Source organism: Geodermatophilus sp. SYSU D00696 (genome assembly GCF_054050235.1).
On record NZ_JBJGYY010000019.1, the window covers coordinates 43861 to 58950 of the forward strand.

Below are 15090 nucleotides of genomic sequence, written 5' to 3' on the forward strand. Positions count from 1 at the left end.
TGCTCAGGCGGTGGGCGTCCCCCGCAGGTCGACGTCGGCCGCGGCGACGGTGCCGGCGGTGCGCCCGGGCGCACCCGAGAAGCCCCAGTACAGGTTGGTGTGCGCGACGACCTGCGCGGGCGGCGGCGCGCCCCACTGCGTCTTGTCGCCGCAGGTGTGCGCGTCCCCGACCAGCAGCGCGTCGTAGCCGCGGACCACCGCGCCGTGCAGCGTGGCGCGGATGCAGGCGTCGGTCTCCGCGCCGGTGACCACGAGCCGGCCGACGCCGAGCCCGGCCAGCACCTGCTCGAGGTCGGTGCCCTCGAACGAGTCGCCGTAGTGCTTCTCGATCCGCGGCTCGGCCTCGGCCGGGGCGAGCTCGGGGACGATCCGCCACTCGTCGCTGTCGCGCGCCAGCTCCTCGTCGTCGTGCTGCACCCACACGACCGGGACCCGCTCACCGCGCGCCCGGTCGACCAGCCCGGCGATCGTGGCGACGACCTCGTCGCGCGCGTGGGCCCCGCCGACGACGCCGTTCTGCACGTCGACGACGAGCAGCGCGCTGTGGGGCCTGTCCTGCAACGTGGTCATGCCGTCCCCTCGGGTCGTCCGCCGGTCGGGTCACCCTGGCACGGCCCACCGACGATCGCGGCGTCAGCGCACGGTGTACGGCCCGGTCGGCTCCGCGTGGTAGCCCTTCGCGCCGACGGTCCGGGCCAGCTCGCTGCGCGGCGGGCGCCCGGCGGCGAGCAGGTCGAGGGCGGCGCGGAAGTCGTACTCCGGCGTCCAGCCGAGGTCGGCGCGGGCGGCGGCGTTGACGTACACCCGGTCGATCGAGGGGAACAGCCGCCAGCCCAGCCGCTCGTACAGGGCCGGCGCGTCGGGGAAGAGGCGGGCGACGACGGCCGGGGCGTCGGTGCGCAGCCCGGCGAGGTCCTCGCGGCGGAACGGCGTGGTGGCGCTGACGACGTAGCGGCCGAACCCGAGCGCCGGTGCCCGGTCGAGTGCGGCGCGGTGGGCGGAGACCACGTCGGCGAGGTCCACGCGCCGGTGCAGCAGCTCGTTGACCTTGACGTTGTCGTCGTCGTACGCGCGGCGGACGTCGTCGGCGTCGTCGCCCTCGGGGAAGAACCGGGAGGTGCGCAGCACGACCACGGGCAGGCCGGTGTCGCGGGCGAGCAGCTCGCAGAGGTCCTCGGCGGCGACCTTGGTGGCGCCGTAGACGTTGCGCACCCGCGGGGCCACCACCTCGGTGACCCACGCGGCGGGCTCCCCCGGCGCCGGGGTCAGCGCGCGACCGAAGGCCGAGGTCGTGCTGGTGACCACGACCCGGCCGACGCCGGCGGCCACCGCCTCCTCCAGCACGGTGAGCGTGCCCGTGACGTTGGTGTCGACGAACGCCTGGCGGTCGTGCGTGCCGACGTGCGGCTTGTGCAGCGTGGCGGTGTGCAGCACGGCCTCGACGCCGGCCAGCGCGGCGCGGACCGCGCCCCGGTCACCGACCGAGGCGACGGCGTCGGTCCACGGCGAGGGCAGCAGGTCCAGGCCGACGACGTCGTCGCCGGCGGCGCGCAGCACGCGGACCAGCGCCTCACCGAGGTGTCCCGAGCTGCCGGTGACCAGGACGCGCACGGCCCCACCCTGGCACGGCCGCGCAGCGGGACCCCGCCCGCGGGATCACCGCGCGGCGACCCGCCCCCTCGCCGGAGGGTCCGCCACGGCGTGCGGGCCCGTCGACAGCAGCGCCGCACGGGCGGCGAGGACGGCGGAGCGCTCGGCCAGCGCGGCGGCCCGGCGCGCCAGCTCCCGGGCGTGCGCCCGGCGCCGCGCCGCGGCGACCCGGCGGTGGTGCAGCACCGAGCGCCGCAGCTCCGCCGACCGGTCCTCGTGCAGCGCCGCGCTCAGCCAGTCGGTCACCGCGCGCCCCCGCCGGCGGGGACGAGGGCCGGGCCGGGCAGGGCCGCCGCCGACCCGACGACGTGGTCGACCAGCCCGTACTCGACGGCCTGCTCCGCGGTGAACCACCGGTCGCGGTCGGAGTCGCGCTCGATCCGCTCCACGGTCTGCCCGGTGTGCCGCGCCTGCAGCTCGTTCACCTCGCGCTTGAGGCGGCGCAGCATGTCGGCCTGGACGGCGATGTCGGACTGCGTGCCCCCGACGCCGGCCGAGGGCTGGTGGACGAGGATCCGGGTGCGCGGCAGGGCGTACCGCTTGCCCGGCGTGCCGGCCGTCAGCAGGAACTGGCCCATCGAGGCCGCCATGCCGAACGCGTAGGTGGCGACGTCGCAGTCGATGAACTGCATCGTGTCGTACACGGCCATCCCCGCGGTGACCGAGCCACCGGGTGAGTTGACGTAGAGGTGCACGTCCCGGGTGGGGTCGTCGGCCGCCAGCAGCAGCATCCGCGCGCACAGCTGGTTGGCGACGTCGTCGTCGACCTGGCTGCCCAGGACGACGATGCGCTCCTGCAGCAGCCGGTCGAGGACGGCGTCCTGCAGCGAGCCGTGGCCGTTCGTCGTCATCGTTCTCAGACCTCCTGGGGACCGCCGGGACCGGACGGTCGCAGTCAATCGGGAGATCCACGGAAATGCGCAGCGAAATGGCGCCATTACGCTTTCCGCGCATTTCTGGCGCCGATGGCGAAATGGTGTCGACGGCGCCGCGCCCGCATCACCAGGGCAGGCGGCGGCCGTCCCGGAGGAAGTCGCCGGTGGTGCCCCCGGGCGGCAGGTCGACCGCCCGCAGGATGCTGGCGGCCGCGTCGTCCGCCGACCGCCCACCGGTGCCCCGGTCGTCGGTCGCCACCCAACCGGGGCAGACGGAGTTCACCGCGATGCCCTCGCGCCCGAGCTCGGCGGCCAGCATGCGGGTCAGGGCGTTGAGGGCGGCCTTCGAGACGCGGAACGCGGGCGCTCCCCCGCCCATGTTGACCAGCGACGCGGCCTCCGCGGACACGTTGACCACCCGCCCGGCGGAGCTCCGCCGCAGCAGGGGGAGGAAGGCCTGCGTGGTCCGCCAGGCGCCCAGCACGTTGGCCTCCCACGCCCGCTGGACCTGCTCGAGGTCCGCCGCGGCGGCGGTGCCGCGCACGTCACGGGGCGCCGCGGCGTTGTTCACGAGGGCGTCGACCCGGCCATGGCAGCGGCGCACCTCCTCGGCGGCCCGGGTGCAGCTGGACGGGTCGGTCACGTCGAGCCGGACGACGTCGAGGCGGACGCCGTCGCGCGCCCCGAGCTCCCGGGCCGCGGTCAGCCCGCGGCGCAGGTCGCGCACGGCCATGACGGGGGTGTCACCGCGGAGCGCGAGCCGGCGCACGAGCTCGAACCCGATGCCGCGGTTGGCGCCGGTCACCACGACCACCGCCGGCGGCACCCGGGACGCTGCCGGAGGCCGTGCGGCCACGGTGGGTCGTCCCTGCACCTGACCCTCCACTCGTCGCGGTCGGTCACCGCCGACCGTCCTCCGTCAGTGCAGGACCTGCAGAACTGTCGGTCCAATGCCGGGCGTGATAGCACCCCCTCATGGACGTGCACCTGCGGGACCTCCGGTACTTCCTCGCGGTGGCCGACGAGCTGCACTTCACCCGCGCCGCCCAGCGGTTGTTCGTCTCCCAGCCCGCGCTCAGCCGGCAGATCCAGGTGCTCGAGCAGCACGTCCGCGCGCCGCTGTTCGCCCGCGGGCCGCGCGGGGTCACCCTGACCACCGCCGGCCGGGCCCTGGTCCCCTACGCCCGGGCGACGGTCGCGACGTGGGACGAGGCCCAGCACGCCGTCGCCGAGGCGGTCGCCGCCGCGAGCCGGACGATCACGGTCGGGATGTCGGTGGGCGTGGGCCGCGGCCTGATCCCGGCCGCGGTCGAGGCGTTCGAGCAGCGCCACCCGGGCTTCACCGTCCAGTTCCAGCAGACGACGTTCGACGACCGCACCGCCGGCCTGACCTCGGGCGCCGCCGACCTCGCGTTCTGCTGGCTGCCCCTGCCCGAGGACAGCGGGCTGGCCCACCGGGTGCTCGTCCGGGAGGAGCGGCACCTGGCGCTGCCCGCCGCCCACCCCCTCACCGAGCGGGCCGAGCTCACGATGGCCGACCTCTACGACGAGCCGTTCCTCGCGCTGCCCGAGTCGACGGGCAGCCTGCGGGACTACTGGCTGGCGGTCGAGGCCCGCGACGGCCACCCCGTGCGGATCGGCGCGGTGGTGCACGGCCCCGAGGAGACGGTGGAGGCCCTCGGCCGGGGCCTGGGCGTCGCGCTGATCAGCGCCGGCAACGCGGCGATCTACCGCCGTCCCGAGTACGTGGTCCGTCCGGTGCGCGGGCTGCCGCCCGGTGAGCTGGCCATCGCGTGGCGCGACGGCGACCCCCGGCCGGCCGTCCACGACTTCGTGGCCGCCTGCGTGGAGGCCGCAGCGTCGACGCCCGGCGCGGGAGTGCCCGGCCCCCCGACCGCCGCGGCCGGGTGAGTCCGACCGCCCGACCGGGTCACCAGGGGATCGGCCGGCCGTCGCGGAAGAAGCCGCCGCTGGGCCCGTCGTCGCCGACGTCGACGGCGAACAGCACGCTGGCCGCGCCGTCGGCCACCGGGCGGCCGCCCGCGCCGCCCATGTCGGTGGCCACCCAGCCCGGGCAGACGGCGTTGACCAGGACGCGACGGCGGCGCAGGTCGGCGGCCAGCTTCACGGTGAGCATGTCGAGGGCGGCCTTTGACACGGAGTAGGCCGGCGCCCCGCCGGCGCCGTCGGTCTCCCCGAAGGACCCGGCGCCGCTGGAGACGTTGACCAGGCGGCCCCCCGGCCGAAGCAGCGGGGCCAGCGCCACCGCCATCCGCCAGGCGCCCACGACGTTGACCGCCAGCGCCTCGGCGACCACGCCGAGGTCGGCGTCGACCGCGGTCTGCCAGGTGTCGTAGTGGACGGCGGCGTTGTTGACGAGCACGTCGACGCCGCCGTGCTCGATCCGCAGCCAGGACACCAGCGCCTCCACGCTGGCCGGGTCGGCGACGTCGAGCTGCCGGACGACGACCGGACCGGTCATGCCACGGGCGGCGTCCCGGCCGCGCGCCTCGTCACGGGACCCGAGGACGGTGGTCACCCCGCGGGCGGCGAGCCGGGCCACCACCTCCCGGCCGATCCCCCGGTTGGCGCCGGTGACGACCGCGACGCCGCTGGTCCTCACCGCGCACCCGCCACGCGGTCGGGGGCCAGGGCGGCCAGCGCCGCCGTCCAGTCCACGGCCCCCGCCGCCGGGTCGTCGAACACCTCGAAGGTGACCGGCGCGCCGGGTGGGCGCAGCAGCAGGTGCACGCACGCCGCCGCCACGGTGTCTCGGCTGGTCTCCCCGTCACCGGTGTCGCCCTGCTCGAGCCGGACCCCGGTGGCGGGCCGGTCGGTGAGCCAGCCGGGCCGCACGACGGCGTGGTCGGCGCCGCTGGCCCGCAGTGCCTGCTCACCGCGCCACCGGGCCTCGGTCACGTGCGCCATCGTCGGGTACGCCTGCGGGTGGGTGACGTAGATCTGGCTCACCAGCACGACCCGGGTCCCCCGGTCCGCCGCGGCGGCGGCGAGGGCGGCCACGCCGCGGTGCATGACCGCCTCGGCGCCGTCGGCGTCGTAGGGCGGTTCGACCGACACCGCGACCCCGCCGACCCCCTCCAGGGCCGCCGGCCACGTGGCGGGGTCGGCGAGGTCTCCGACGGTCGTGCCGACCCCGGCGACCGGCCGCGGCCGGCGGCTGAGGACCGTCACGGGCTGCCCGGCGGCGAGCAGCCCCTGGACGACCCGCCGGCCGGTGCGCCCCGAGCCGCCGACGACGAGCAGGGTGCTCACAGGTGCTCGGCGAAGTGGGCGCCGGCCAGGGAGACGGCGCGGTCGACGTGGGCGTCGCCGTCGTAGAAGTCGAACTGGGTGCCGTCGTCCCAGTACTGGTCGATCGTCCCGGCCACCGACGCGGCGAACCGGTGCGCGCCCTGCGGGATGGCGGCGTCCTCGCTGTGCACGAGCAGCACCGGCTGCCGCACCCGCGGGGCCAGGGAGATCGGGTCGTAGGTGAGCCACCCGGGCCAGGCCATGACGGCGAAGCGGTTGCTCCAGGCGGGTACCCCTCCCCGCAGCGGGTCCTGGTAGAAGTCGATGTCGAACGGCATCGCGGTCAGCGGGTCGCCGACACCGACCGCCGGCACGTAGGTCACCTCGCCGGTCGCCTCGTGGTGGCTGCGCGCCCGGGCACCGGCGGCCATCCGCATCGCGACGCCCTCGGCGCCGCCGTAGGTGTCCGCCACGACCTCCGCGTCGTGCAACCAGGGGGCCACCAGGGCCAGCGCCCGTACCCGCGGGTCGGCCACGGCGTTGCTGACCGTGTACCCCGCCGAGGCACAGACCCCGAGCGCACCGATCCGCCCCGGGTCGACGACGTCGGTGCGGCCGGCCAGGTAGCCCACCGCGTCACCGATGTCGCGGGCCTTGAGCCCCGGTGACTCGTAGTCGCGCAGCGCTCCCCCGCTGGTGCCGTAACCGGTGTGGTCGAAGGCCAGCGCGGCGTGACCGCGGGCGGCCAGCCGGGCGGCGTACCGGTCGGCCATCTGCTCCCGGACGCTGGTCCAGGTGCCGGTGACCACCACACCGGGCAGCGGACCGCTGACCCCCGCCGGCCGGTAGAGCACCCCGGCCAGCGGGGTGCCGTGGGCGGGGAAGACGACGGCCTCGGCCGTCACGCCGTCGGCGCGGCGGCGCCGCTCGTCGCGGACCCGGGCCGGCGCGGTCGCCGTCCGCACGGGCATCGGCGGTGCAGCGGTCATGTCGCTCTCCACGGCGGGGCGGGACGACGGAGCGAGGGGCCCGGCCGGCGGGGGCTCCGGCCGGGCGCGTCCACGGTGACGCGGGGGAGGGCGGGAGGCCAATACCGAAGCCGATCACGTCCCGCTATCGCCCCTCCCGGACGTGCCCGGCGGTCGCCGGGCGGACGCGGCGGTCTCCGTTGACCCGGGTGCCCGCCGGCGGGAGCCTCGCCCCGCGCGGGGGCCGAGCACAGCGAGGACGAACGCGATGAGCACCACGCAGCGACCGACGACCACCCCGGCCGGGGGGATCCCGTCCGCCCGCAGGTCCGAGGAGGCGCCGCCGCGGTCCGACCCGCTGGCCGACCTCGCCGCCTTCCCGCTGCTGGAGGCGCTCTACGGGCGGCGCTCCCGGCGTTTCGCGCTGGGCGACGAGATCCCGGACGGCCCGCTCGCATACCGGTCCCGGCACGACCCGGTCCCGCTCACCGACCTCGAGCGGATGCTGGTCGTCAGCGCGGCGGGCGGCACGACGGGCTGGCACTACTCGATCACCCGCAACGCCCGGTACGCGCCGCACGCCGCGAACTACGCCGGAGGAGCGGCCGGGCGGACCTTCCCGTCGGCGGCCGGCTTCCACACCGCGGAGCTGTTCTTCACCGACGACTCCGGCGTCTGGTTCTTCCCGACCCGGGACGCGGGAGCGCTGGTCGACCCCGCCACCGAGGAGGTCACGCCGCGGCTGATGGTCGAGCGGCACCGCGACCGGGTGCGGCGGCTCTCCGACCGCCGGCTCCACCTGCCGGCCGAGGAGCCCTACATGGAGGGCCACAACACCTGGTGCGTCAACGTGCCGGGATCGCTGCTGGTCATCCCGGTGGCCGACATCGCCCAGCACATGATCGCGATCCTCTGTTTCCTCGCACAGAACGGGTACAGCGTCAGCGACGACGTCCACCGCCGCCGGATCCCGGGCGTCGAGGCCTTCGCCGACCTGGTCGACGTCGAGGAGCCCCTGCCGCTGACCTTCGTCGAGCAGTACGCCCTGACCGAGGCGACCGCGGAGCTGGCGACGAGCTGCTACGCGGGCGCGCTCGTGCTGCAGGCGATGGGCCTCGGCGGCTGGATGTTCGACGGGATCGACCGGTTCACCGTGCTCGGCGCGTCGGGGAACCCCGAGGTCCCGGGGCTGGGGTTCCGCTACGACGAGGACGAGCGCTGGTCGACGCCGAACCCGACCGGCCTGCCCGGGGTGTTCGAGGCGTTCTGCCCGCCGCACCACGCCGACATGGCCGCCGCGGTCGACGCGTTCGTGGTGCGCAAGTTCGGCCCGGGCGGGCCGTTCCACCGCGACACCCCGGGCGCGTGGACCGACAGCCCCGGCTTCCGCGGGAGCGCGCAGGTGCACGACGAGCGCTTCCGGGCGCTGATCGCCCTGCAGGCGCAGTACGTGTTCGACACGTTCGGCAAGTTCCCGGGGACGGTGCCGACCCTGTTCATCCTCAACTACCTGCAGGCCCACCACCTGGACCTGGAGTTCTACGACCGGTTCTTCACCGCGAACGCGTACCTGCGCACGCACGCCGAGCACATGGACCGGTGGCACGCCGAGGAGGGCTGACCGTGGGCGGGTACGTGGCCGGCAACGGCCTGGACATCTGGACCGAGCAGGCCGGCGCGGGACCCGACGTCCTGCTCGTCTGCGGCGCCGGGGACACCGTCGAGGCGTGGCAGGCGCAGCTCGACGGGCTGGCCGGCCGCTACCGGCTGACGGCCTTCGACAACCGGGGCGCCGGCCGCACCGCGATGCCGGACGAGCCGGTCACCATCGAGGCGATGGCGGACGACGCCGCCGCGGTGCTGGACGGGCTCGGGATCGCCGCCGCGCACGTGGTGGGCTACTCCGGCGGCAGCATCGCCGTCCAGGAGCTCGCGCTGCGCCACCCCCACCGGGTGCGCAGCCTCGTCCTGCAGAGCACCTGGGCCGCGATGGACCCCTACTACCGGTCCTGGGTGCGCTTCGTGCAGTGGCTGGTCGAGGCCGCCCCGAGCGAGCGGGCGTTCCTCGAGGGGTTCTTCCTCGACATCTACACACCCCGGGCGTACGCGGACGGCACGGTCGCCGCGCTGGTCGACGACGCGCTGGCGTTCCCGCACAAGCAGTCGGCGCGGGACCTGCAGCGCTACCTCGACCCGCTGCCCGACCACGACACGACCGCCCGGCTCCCGCAGATCGCGGTGCCGACGCTGGTCCTCGCCGGCGGCGTCGACCCCGGTGCGCGTCCGGCGCTGGGCCGGGTGGTGGCCGACGCCATCCCCGGCGCCCGCTTCGAGGTGTGGGAGACCGAGTCGCACCAGCCGTTCCAGGAGGTGCCCGAGCGCTGGAACGCCCGGGTCGACGCCTTCTGGCAGGAGGTCGAGGCCGGGCCGGTGCCGCTCCCCCGCCGGCAGCAGGCGCAGCCGGGGGCGGCTGCCTCGACGACGGCGCAGGGCTGAGCAGCTCCGGTTTCCACAGGCGTGAAAGTGCCGCGCACGGAACCGGTGACGGGGACCGGGGGGCTGCGCCACCATGTGCCGCCGCTCAGCCCCCACCTCCGGAGACCCCCATGCCCGCACCGTCCCTGCCCGGGGACCAGGTGATCGCCTTCGTCCTGCTGGACATCGCGATCATCCTGATCGCCGCCCGTCTCGTCGGCGCGCTCGCCCTGCGCGTCGGCCAGCCCCGTGTCGTCGGCGAGATCGTCGCGGGCGTCCTCCTCGGCCCCTCCCTGCTGGGCGCCACGACGTTCGTCTGGGACGACGCGCCGTCGTTCCTGGCCTGCGACCGGTCCCTCCCGGAGGGGGTGGCGCCGAGCATCAGCTCGTGCCTGTTCCCGGCCCAGGCGCAGAGCGGGCTGGCCCTGCTCGGCACGATCGCCCTGGTCCTGTTCATGTTCCTGGTCGGGCTCGAGCTCGACACCGACCGCCTGCGCGGCCGGGCCGCCGGCATCGTCACCGTGGCCGTCGGGGTCGTGGCCATCCCGGTCGCGCTGGGGTTCCTCATCGCGCCGGTCCTCTTCACCGACCGGTTCACCGGCGTCGGCGACCCGTCCCGGATCGGCTTCACCCTCATGGTGGGCGCGATGCTGGCGGTGACCGCGTTCCCGGTGGCCGCGCGCATCCTCCAGGAGAAGGGGCTGGCGACCTCGCCGCTCGGCATCGTCGGCATCGCGGCGGCGGCGCTGGTCACCATCCTCATGTTCCTCACGGTGGGCGTCGCCCGCGGCGTGGCCACCGGGGAGCCGGCGTCCTCGCACCTGTGGCGGCTGACCGGGACGCTCGTCTTCCTCGCGGTGATGTGGCTGGTCGTGCGGCCGGCACTGGCGCGGCTGTTCCGTGGTGGCGAGGCCGGCGACCCGCTCACCGGCACCCAGTTCGCCGTCGTCATGGGCATGGTCGTGCTGGCCGCGTACGCCGCCGACCGGATCGGCATCCACGCGCTCGTCGGTGGCTTCGTCGCCGGCCTGGTCGTGCCGCGGCACGCCGTCCTCACCACGGCGCTGACCTCGCGGCTCTCCGACGTGGCGATCGTGTTCCTGCTGCCGATCTTCCTGGCCTACAGCGGGCTGCGCACCGACTTCACCACGCTGACCTGGGCCGTGGTGCCCGGCATCGCGCTGTTCGTGGTCGTGGCGATCATCGGCAAGTGGGGCGGCGGCCTGGTCAGCGGGCGGCTCGGTGGGCTCACCTGGGCCGAGAGCAACGCGCTGGGCATCCTGATGAACTGCCGCGGCCTGATGGTGCTCGTCGTCGCCCTGGTCGCGCTCAACGCCGGGGTCATCAGCCCCCAGTTGCAGGCCGGCGCGGTGGTCATGGCGCTGATCACCACCGGCATGACCGGTCCACTCGTCGACCGGTACCTGGGCCGCCCGGAGCAGCAGCCGACCGCCCGGGCCGTCGAGGTCGGCTGACCCGGCCGCGCCGCTCCGCCGCGGTCCCCGCTCGCACGGCCACCGGCCCGGCCCCTCGACGAGGGACCGGGCCGGTGGTCCGTCCGGGCCCGCCGCCGGCGACGGTCCTTCGCCTCTGCCCGCGCCGCCGCGGCGGCGGGAGGGTCGGTCCATGCGCCAGCAGATGCGTTCCGTCCGAGCCGGGGTGGTCACCCTCCTCGGCGTCGTCCTGCTCGCCGCGTGCTCCGGCGACGAGGGCTCCGGCGACGGCGGCGGGTCGGCCGCCGACACCCCGGCGACCGACTCCCCCGCGGAGGACTCGGCGGCCGGGGACGACTTCTGCGCCCAGGCCGCCGACCTCGACCAGCGGGTGGAGGACGCCCTCGCGGAGGCCGAGGGCGACGCCTCGGTCCCCGAGGTGTTCCGCCGGCTCGGGGACGAGATGCGCGCCATGAGCGCACCGGAAGCGATCGCCGACGACTGGGAGGCCATGCAGGCCGGCCTGGACCGGATGGCCGACGCGATGGCCGACCTCGACCTCACCGACCAGGACTCGGTCGCCGCGCTCGAGGACGCCGGCAGCGGGCTGGACACCGCGAGCGAGAACGTCGACACCTACCTGCGCGAGGAGTGCGGGATCGACTGACCCGCGGACGACCGGTGTCGCCGGAGCGCGCGTGCGCCCGCCCCGCGGTGGGTAGAGGGACCCGTGACGACCGGGCATCCACTCCCGGCGCCGCCGATCCGCTGGAGGCGACGTGTCGCCCTCTCGTCCCCCCGTTCCCGACGTCGACCGTCGCATCGTGGCCGCCTACCGAGAACTCGGCACCGCCCGCGACGACTTCCAGAGCGCCCCGAGCGGCCGCGCCTTCGGCCTGTGCCAGGCGGCCCAGGACGCGCTCGACGCGTTGCTCGACCTGCGGCTGAGCCTCACGGCCGCGATCGCACCGACGGCGGCGGCCCCGGCCTGAGGGCGGGCACCGCGCTCGGCGGGACCTCCTCGGCCCGACCGCGGGTCGGGCACGATCGCGCGGTGGACCCCGAGCAGCTGCTGCGGACGACGGCCGACCGGCTGGACGCGCTCGCCGCCCGGACGACCCCCGGCGACTGGCGCACCGGCGGACTGCTGGCGACCCGTCCCGAGGTGGTCGCGCACTCCCCCGACGGCGGCACCGAGCACGTGGCCGAGGCACGGGCCGGGACCGGTGCGTGGATCGCGGCCCTCTCCCCCGAGCTGGCCGCGCCGCTGGCGGGCTGGCTGCGCGCCGCGGCGACGCACGGGCCGGTCGACCCGGCCGCCGAGGCGTTCGCCCGGGCACTGCTCGCGCGGCTGCCCTGACGCGTCGCCCCCGCGAGACGTCACCGGCCCGGCCCCCTGCAGGGGACCGGGCCGGTGACGACCTCGGTGGTCAGGGACGTCCCTGACCGGTCAGGGTCAGCTGCAGCCGCTGGTGGAGCCGCAGCCCTCGCAGACGTAGCAGCTGCCGGCCGGGCGCATCTTCGTGCCGCAGGTCATGCACAGCGGCGCGTCGGTGACGTTGCCGGTGACCAGCTCGAGCAGCTCGGCCGAGGAGTGGGCCTCCTTGACCGGCTTGTCCGCGGCGGGCTCGGGCTTGGCCGGCGCCTCGGTCGGCACCGAGCCGCGCAGCGCCTCGACGTCGACCTCCTCCTCGACGACCTCCGCCGTCGAGGCCGAGCCGCCGTAGCTGCCCGACACCTGCGCCGCCCGCTCCTCGGCGGTGAAGATGCCGAGGGTGGCGCGGGTCTCGACCGGCAGGTGGTCGAGGGCCAGGCGGCGGAAGATGTAGTCCATCACCGACTGGGCGATCCGGATGTCCGGGTCGTCGGTCATGCCGGCCGGCTCGAACCGCATGTTGGTGAACTTCTGGATGTAGGTCTCCAGCGGCACACCGTGCTGCAGCGCGATCGAGATGCCGATCGAGAAGGCGTCCATGACACCGGCCAGGGTCGAGCCCTGCTTGCCGAGCTTGAGGAACACCTCGCCGAGGCTGCCGTCCTCGTACATCCCGGCGGTCATGTAGCCCTCGGCGCCGGCGACGCTGAACGACGTCGTCATGCTCTGCCGCTTCTTGGGCAGGCGGCGGCGGACCGGGTGCGACGTCGCGGCGACCGGAGCCGCCTCCACCTCCGCCTTGGCCCCACCATCGGCCGTGGTCTTCTTGGCCTTGGCGTCGGAGAGCGGCTGGCCGACCTTGCAGTTGTCGCGGTAGATCGCCAGCGCCTTGAGGCCGAGTTTCCAGCCCTGGAAGTAGATGTTCTCGACGTCCTCGACGGTCGCCGTCTCCGGCATGTTGACCGTCTTGCTGATGGCACCGGAGATGAACGGCTGCACCGCGGCCATCATCCGCACGTGGCCCATCGGGGAGATGGCCCGCTCGCCCATCGCGCAGTCGAAGACCTCGTAGTGCTCCGGGCGCAGGCTCGGGGCGTCGACGACGTGGCCGTGCTCGGCGATGTACTCGACGATCGCCTCGACCTGCTCGTCCTGGTAGCCGAGGCTCTTGAGCGCCCGCGGGACCGTCTGGTTGACGATCTGCATGGACCCGCCGCCGACCAGCTTCTTGTACTTGACCAGCGAGAAGTCCGGCTCGATGCCGGTCGTGTCGCAGTCCATCATGAAGCCGATGGTGCCGGTGGGGGCGAGCACCGAGGCCTGGGCGTTGCGCCAGCCGTTCTCGGCACCGAGGTCCAGGCACTCCTGCCACTGGGCGGTGGCCGCGCGGAGCACGTCGGCGTCATCGGCGCCGACCGGGCGGATGGCGTCGTTGGCCGCGGCGTGCTTGCGCATGACCCGGGCGTGGGCGTCGGCGTTGCGGGCGAAGCCCTCGTAGGCGCCGACGATGCCGGCCAGCTCGGCCGAGCGCCGGTAGGCGGTGCCGGTCATCAGCGAGGTGATCGCCGCGGCGAGGGTCTGGCCGCCGCGCGAGTCGTAGGCGTGGCCGGTGGCCATGAGCAGCGCGCCCAGGTTGGCGTAGCCGACGCCCAGCTGCCGGTAGGCCCGGGTGGTCTCACCGATCGGCTCGGTCGGGAAGTCGGCGAAGCAGATGGAGATGTCCATCGCCGTGATGACCAGTTCGACGGCCTTGACGAACGTGCGGGCGTCGAAGGTCCCGTCGTCCTTCAGGAACTTCATGAGGTTCAGCGACGCCAGGTTGCACGAGCTGTTGTCCAGGCTCATGTACTCCGAGCAGGGGTTGGACGCGTTGATCCGACCCGTCTCGGGGTTGGTGTGCCAGTCGTTGATCGTGTCGTCGTACTGGATGCCGGGGTCGGCGCACTCCCACGCGGCCTGGGTGACCTTGCGGAACAGGTCCTTGGCGTCGACGGTCTCGATCACCGAGCCGTCGAGGCGGGCACGCAGGCCGAAGCCGGTGCCGTCCTCGACCGCGCGCATGAACTCGTCGGAGACGCGGACCGAGTTGTTCGCGTTCTGGTACTGGACGCTGGTGATGTCCTTGCCGCCGAGGTCCATGTCGTACCCGGCGTCGCGCAGCGCGCGGATCTTGTCCTCCTCGCGCGCCTTGGTCTCGATGAACTCCTCGATGTCGGGGTGGTCGATGTCGAGGACGACCATCTTGGCCGCGCGCCGGGTCGCGCCGCCGGACTTGATCGTCCCGGCGGAGGCGTCGGCGCCGCGCATGAAGCTGACCGGACCCGAGGCGGTGCCGCCGGAGGAGAGCAGCTCCCTGGACGAGCGGATGCGCGAGAGGTTCAGGCCGGCGCCGGAGCCGCCCTTGAAGATCAGCCCCTCCTCGCGGTACCAGTTGAGGATCGAGTCCATCGTGTCGTCGACGGCGAGGATGAAGCAGGCGCTGACCTGCTGCGGGGCGCTGGTGCCGACGTTGAACCACACGGGGCTGTTGAAGCTGAACACCTGGTGCAGCAGCATCCACGTCAGCTCGTGCTCGAAGACCTCGGCGTCGCCCTCGGTGGCGAAGTAGCCGTGCTCACGGCCGGCGGCGCCGTAGGTCAGGACGACCCGGTCGATGAGCTGGCGCAGGCTGGTCTCCCGCTGCGGGGTGCCCACGGCGCCACGGAAGTACTTGGTCGTGACGATGTTGGTGGCGTTGATGCTCCACTCGGCGGGGAACTCGACACCGCGCTGCTCGAAGTTGACCGAGCCGTCACGCCAGTTGGTCATGACGACGTCGCGGCGCTCCCAGGCCACCTCGTCGTAGGGGTGGACGCCGGCGGTCGTGTAGACGCGCTTGACCTTCAGGCCCTTCCCCCGGGTCGGCGCCTTAGGGGCACGACGCGTGCGGCCTGCCGGACGGTCCTCGATCTCGGTCACGAGCTCTCCCTCGGTGAGTGGTCCAGGCGGCTGGGGAAGAGAGCCACCCTGTTCCTAGCGGTTGGTGCTGACGGTTTCTGAGGTGGTGCTGGACGGTCCGGCGA

The 15090-nt window shown here is 74.6% G+C and carries 16 protein-coding genes; 7 read left to right on the top strand and 9 right to left on the bottom strand.

The window, feature by feature from the left end; genetic code table 11:
- Positions 1-3: 3 nt before the first annotated feature.
- The 5 genes from ACI79O_RS13690 to ACI79O_RS13710 all read right to left on the bottom strand — a co-directional run bounded on the left by ACI79O_RS13690 (position 4) and on the right by ACI79O_RS13710 (position 3381).
- Positions 4-570, bottom strand: a complete 567-nt coding sequence (locus ACI79O_RS13690) for an isochorismatase family protein (protein ID WP_456914423.1) — start codon at positions 568-570, stop codon at positions 4-6.
- 63 nt (positions 571-633) lie between these two features.
- The gene (locus ACI79O_RS13695) at positions 634-1611 is read right to left on the bottom strand and encodes an NAD-dependent epimerase/dehydratase family protein (protein WP_456914425.1); all 978 of its coding nucleotides are present in this window, start codon (positions 1609-1611) and stop codon (positions 634-636) included.
- 45 nt (positions 1612-1656) lie between these two features.
- On the bottom strand, positions 1657-1896 hold the full coding sequence (locus tag ACI79O_RS13700; protein ID WP_456891207.1) for a hypothetical protein: 240 nt from the start codon (positions 1894-1896) through the stop codon (positions 1657-1659).
- Positions 1893-2501, bottom strand: a complete 609-nt coding sequence (locus tag ACI79O_RS13705) for a ClpP family protease (protein WP_456875977.1) — start codon at positions 2499-2501, stop codon at positions 1893-1895. Before ACI79O_RS13705 ends, ACI79O_RS13700 begins: the two co-directional genes overlap by 4 nt.
- Before the next feature lie 148 nt (positions 2502-2649).
- The gene (locus ACI79O_RS13710) at positions 2650-3381 is read right to left on the bottom strand and encodes an SDR family NAD(P)-dependent oxidoreductase (protein ID WP_456891211.1); all 732 of its coding nucleotides are present in this window, start codon (positions 3379-3381) and stop codon (positions 2650-2652) included.
- Positions 3382-3500: 119 nt separating this feature from the next.
- On the opposite strand from ACI79O_RS13710, the gene ACI79O_RS13715 reads away from it, so the two are divergent.
- On the top strand, positions 3501-4436 hold the full coding sequence (locus ACI79O_RS13715; protein ID WP_456914426.1) for a LysR family transcriptional regulator: 936 nt from the start codon (positions 3501-3503) through the stop codon (positions 4434-4436).
- Positions 4437-4455: 19 nt separating this feature from the next.
- Here ACI79O_RS13715 and ACI79O_RS13720 read toward each other — a convergent pair whose 3' ends face one another.
- The 3 genes from ACI79O_RS13720 to ACI79O_RS13730 are packed head-to-tail and all read right to left on the bottom strand — an operon-like array spanning position 4456 to position 6766.
- Entirely contained in the window at positions 4456-5148 is a 693-nt protein-coding gene (locus tag ACI79O_RS13720; RefSeq protein ID WP_456891216.1) for an SDR family NAD(P)-dependent oxidoreductase, read from the bottom strand.
- A complete protein-coding gene (locus ACI79O_RS13725) occupies positions 5145-5798 on the bottom strand; it encodes an SDR family oxidoreductase (protein ID WP_456914428.1) in 654 nt (217 codons plus the stop codon). Before ACI79O_RS13725 ends, ACI79O_RS13720 begins: the two co-directional genes overlap by 4 nt.
- Positions 5795-6766 carry an alpha/beta hydrolase gene (locus ACI79O_RS13730; RefSeq protein ID WP_456891221.1) on the bottom strand — a complete coding sequence of 324 codons (972 nt, stop codon included), beginning with the start codon at positions 6764-6766 and terminating at the stop codon, positions 5795-5797. Before ACI79O_RS13730 ends, ACI79O_RS13725 begins: the two co-directional genes overlap by 4 nt.
- Positions 6767-7013: 247 nt before the next feature.
- Between ACI79O_RS13730 and ACI79O_RS13735 the strand changes: the two genes are divergently transcribed.
- The 6 genes from ACI79O_RS13735 to ACI79O_RS13760 all read left to right on the top strand — a co-directional run bounded on the left by ACI79O_RS13735 (position 7014) and on the right by ACI79O_RS13760 (position 12013).
- Complete coding sequence (locus ACI79O_RS13735) at positions 7014-8366, top strand: hypothetical protein (RefSeq protein ID WP_456891223.1); 1353 nt, start codon at positions 7014-7016, stop codon at positions 8364-8366.
- 2 nt (positions 8367-8368) lie between these two features.
- The gene (locus ACI79O_RS13740; RefSeq protein WP_456914429.1) at positions 8369-9241 is read left to right on the top strand and encodes an alpha/beta fold hydrolase; all 873 of its coding nucleotides are present in this window, start codon (positions 8369-8371) and stop codon (positions 9239-9241) included.
- A gap of 110 nt (positions 9242-9351) precedes the next feature.
- Complete coding sequence (locus ACI79O_RS13745) at positions 9352-10695, top strand: cation:proton antiporter (protein ID WP_456891227.1); 1344 nt, start codon at positions 9352-9354, stop codon at positions 10693-10695.
- Between the two features lie 163 nt (positions 10696-10858).
- Entirely contained in the window at positions 10859-11320 is a 462-nt protein-coding gene (locus tag ACI79O_RS13750; RefSeq protein ID WP_456891230.1) for a hypothetical protein, read from the top strand.
- A 157-nt stretch (positions 11321-11477) separates the two neighbouring features.
- Positions 11478-11645: a hypothetical protein gene (locus ACI79O_RS13755; protein WP_456875967.1), complete on the top strand. Its 168-nt coding sequence runs from the start codon at positions 11478-11480 to the stop codon at positions 11643-11645.
- A 62-nt stretch (positions 11646-11707) separates the two neighbouring features.
- Complete coding sequence (locus ACI79O_RS13760) at positions 11708-12013, top strand: hypothetical protein (protein ID WP_456891232.1); 306 nt, start codon at positions 11708-11710, stop codon at positions 12011-12013.
- Positions 12014-12109: 96 nt separating this feature from the next.
- On the opposite strand, the gene ACI79O_RS13765 is transcribed toward ACI79O_RS13760, so the two are convergent.
- Positions 12110-14986 carry a vitamin B12-dependent ribonucleotide reductase gene (locus tag ACI79O_RS13765; RefSeq protein WP_456891234.1) on the bottom strand — a complete coding sequence of 959 codons (2877 nt, stop codon included), beginning with the start codon at positions 14984-14986 and terminating at the stop codon, positions 12110-12112.
- Positions 14987-15090: the final 104 nt, after the last annotated feature.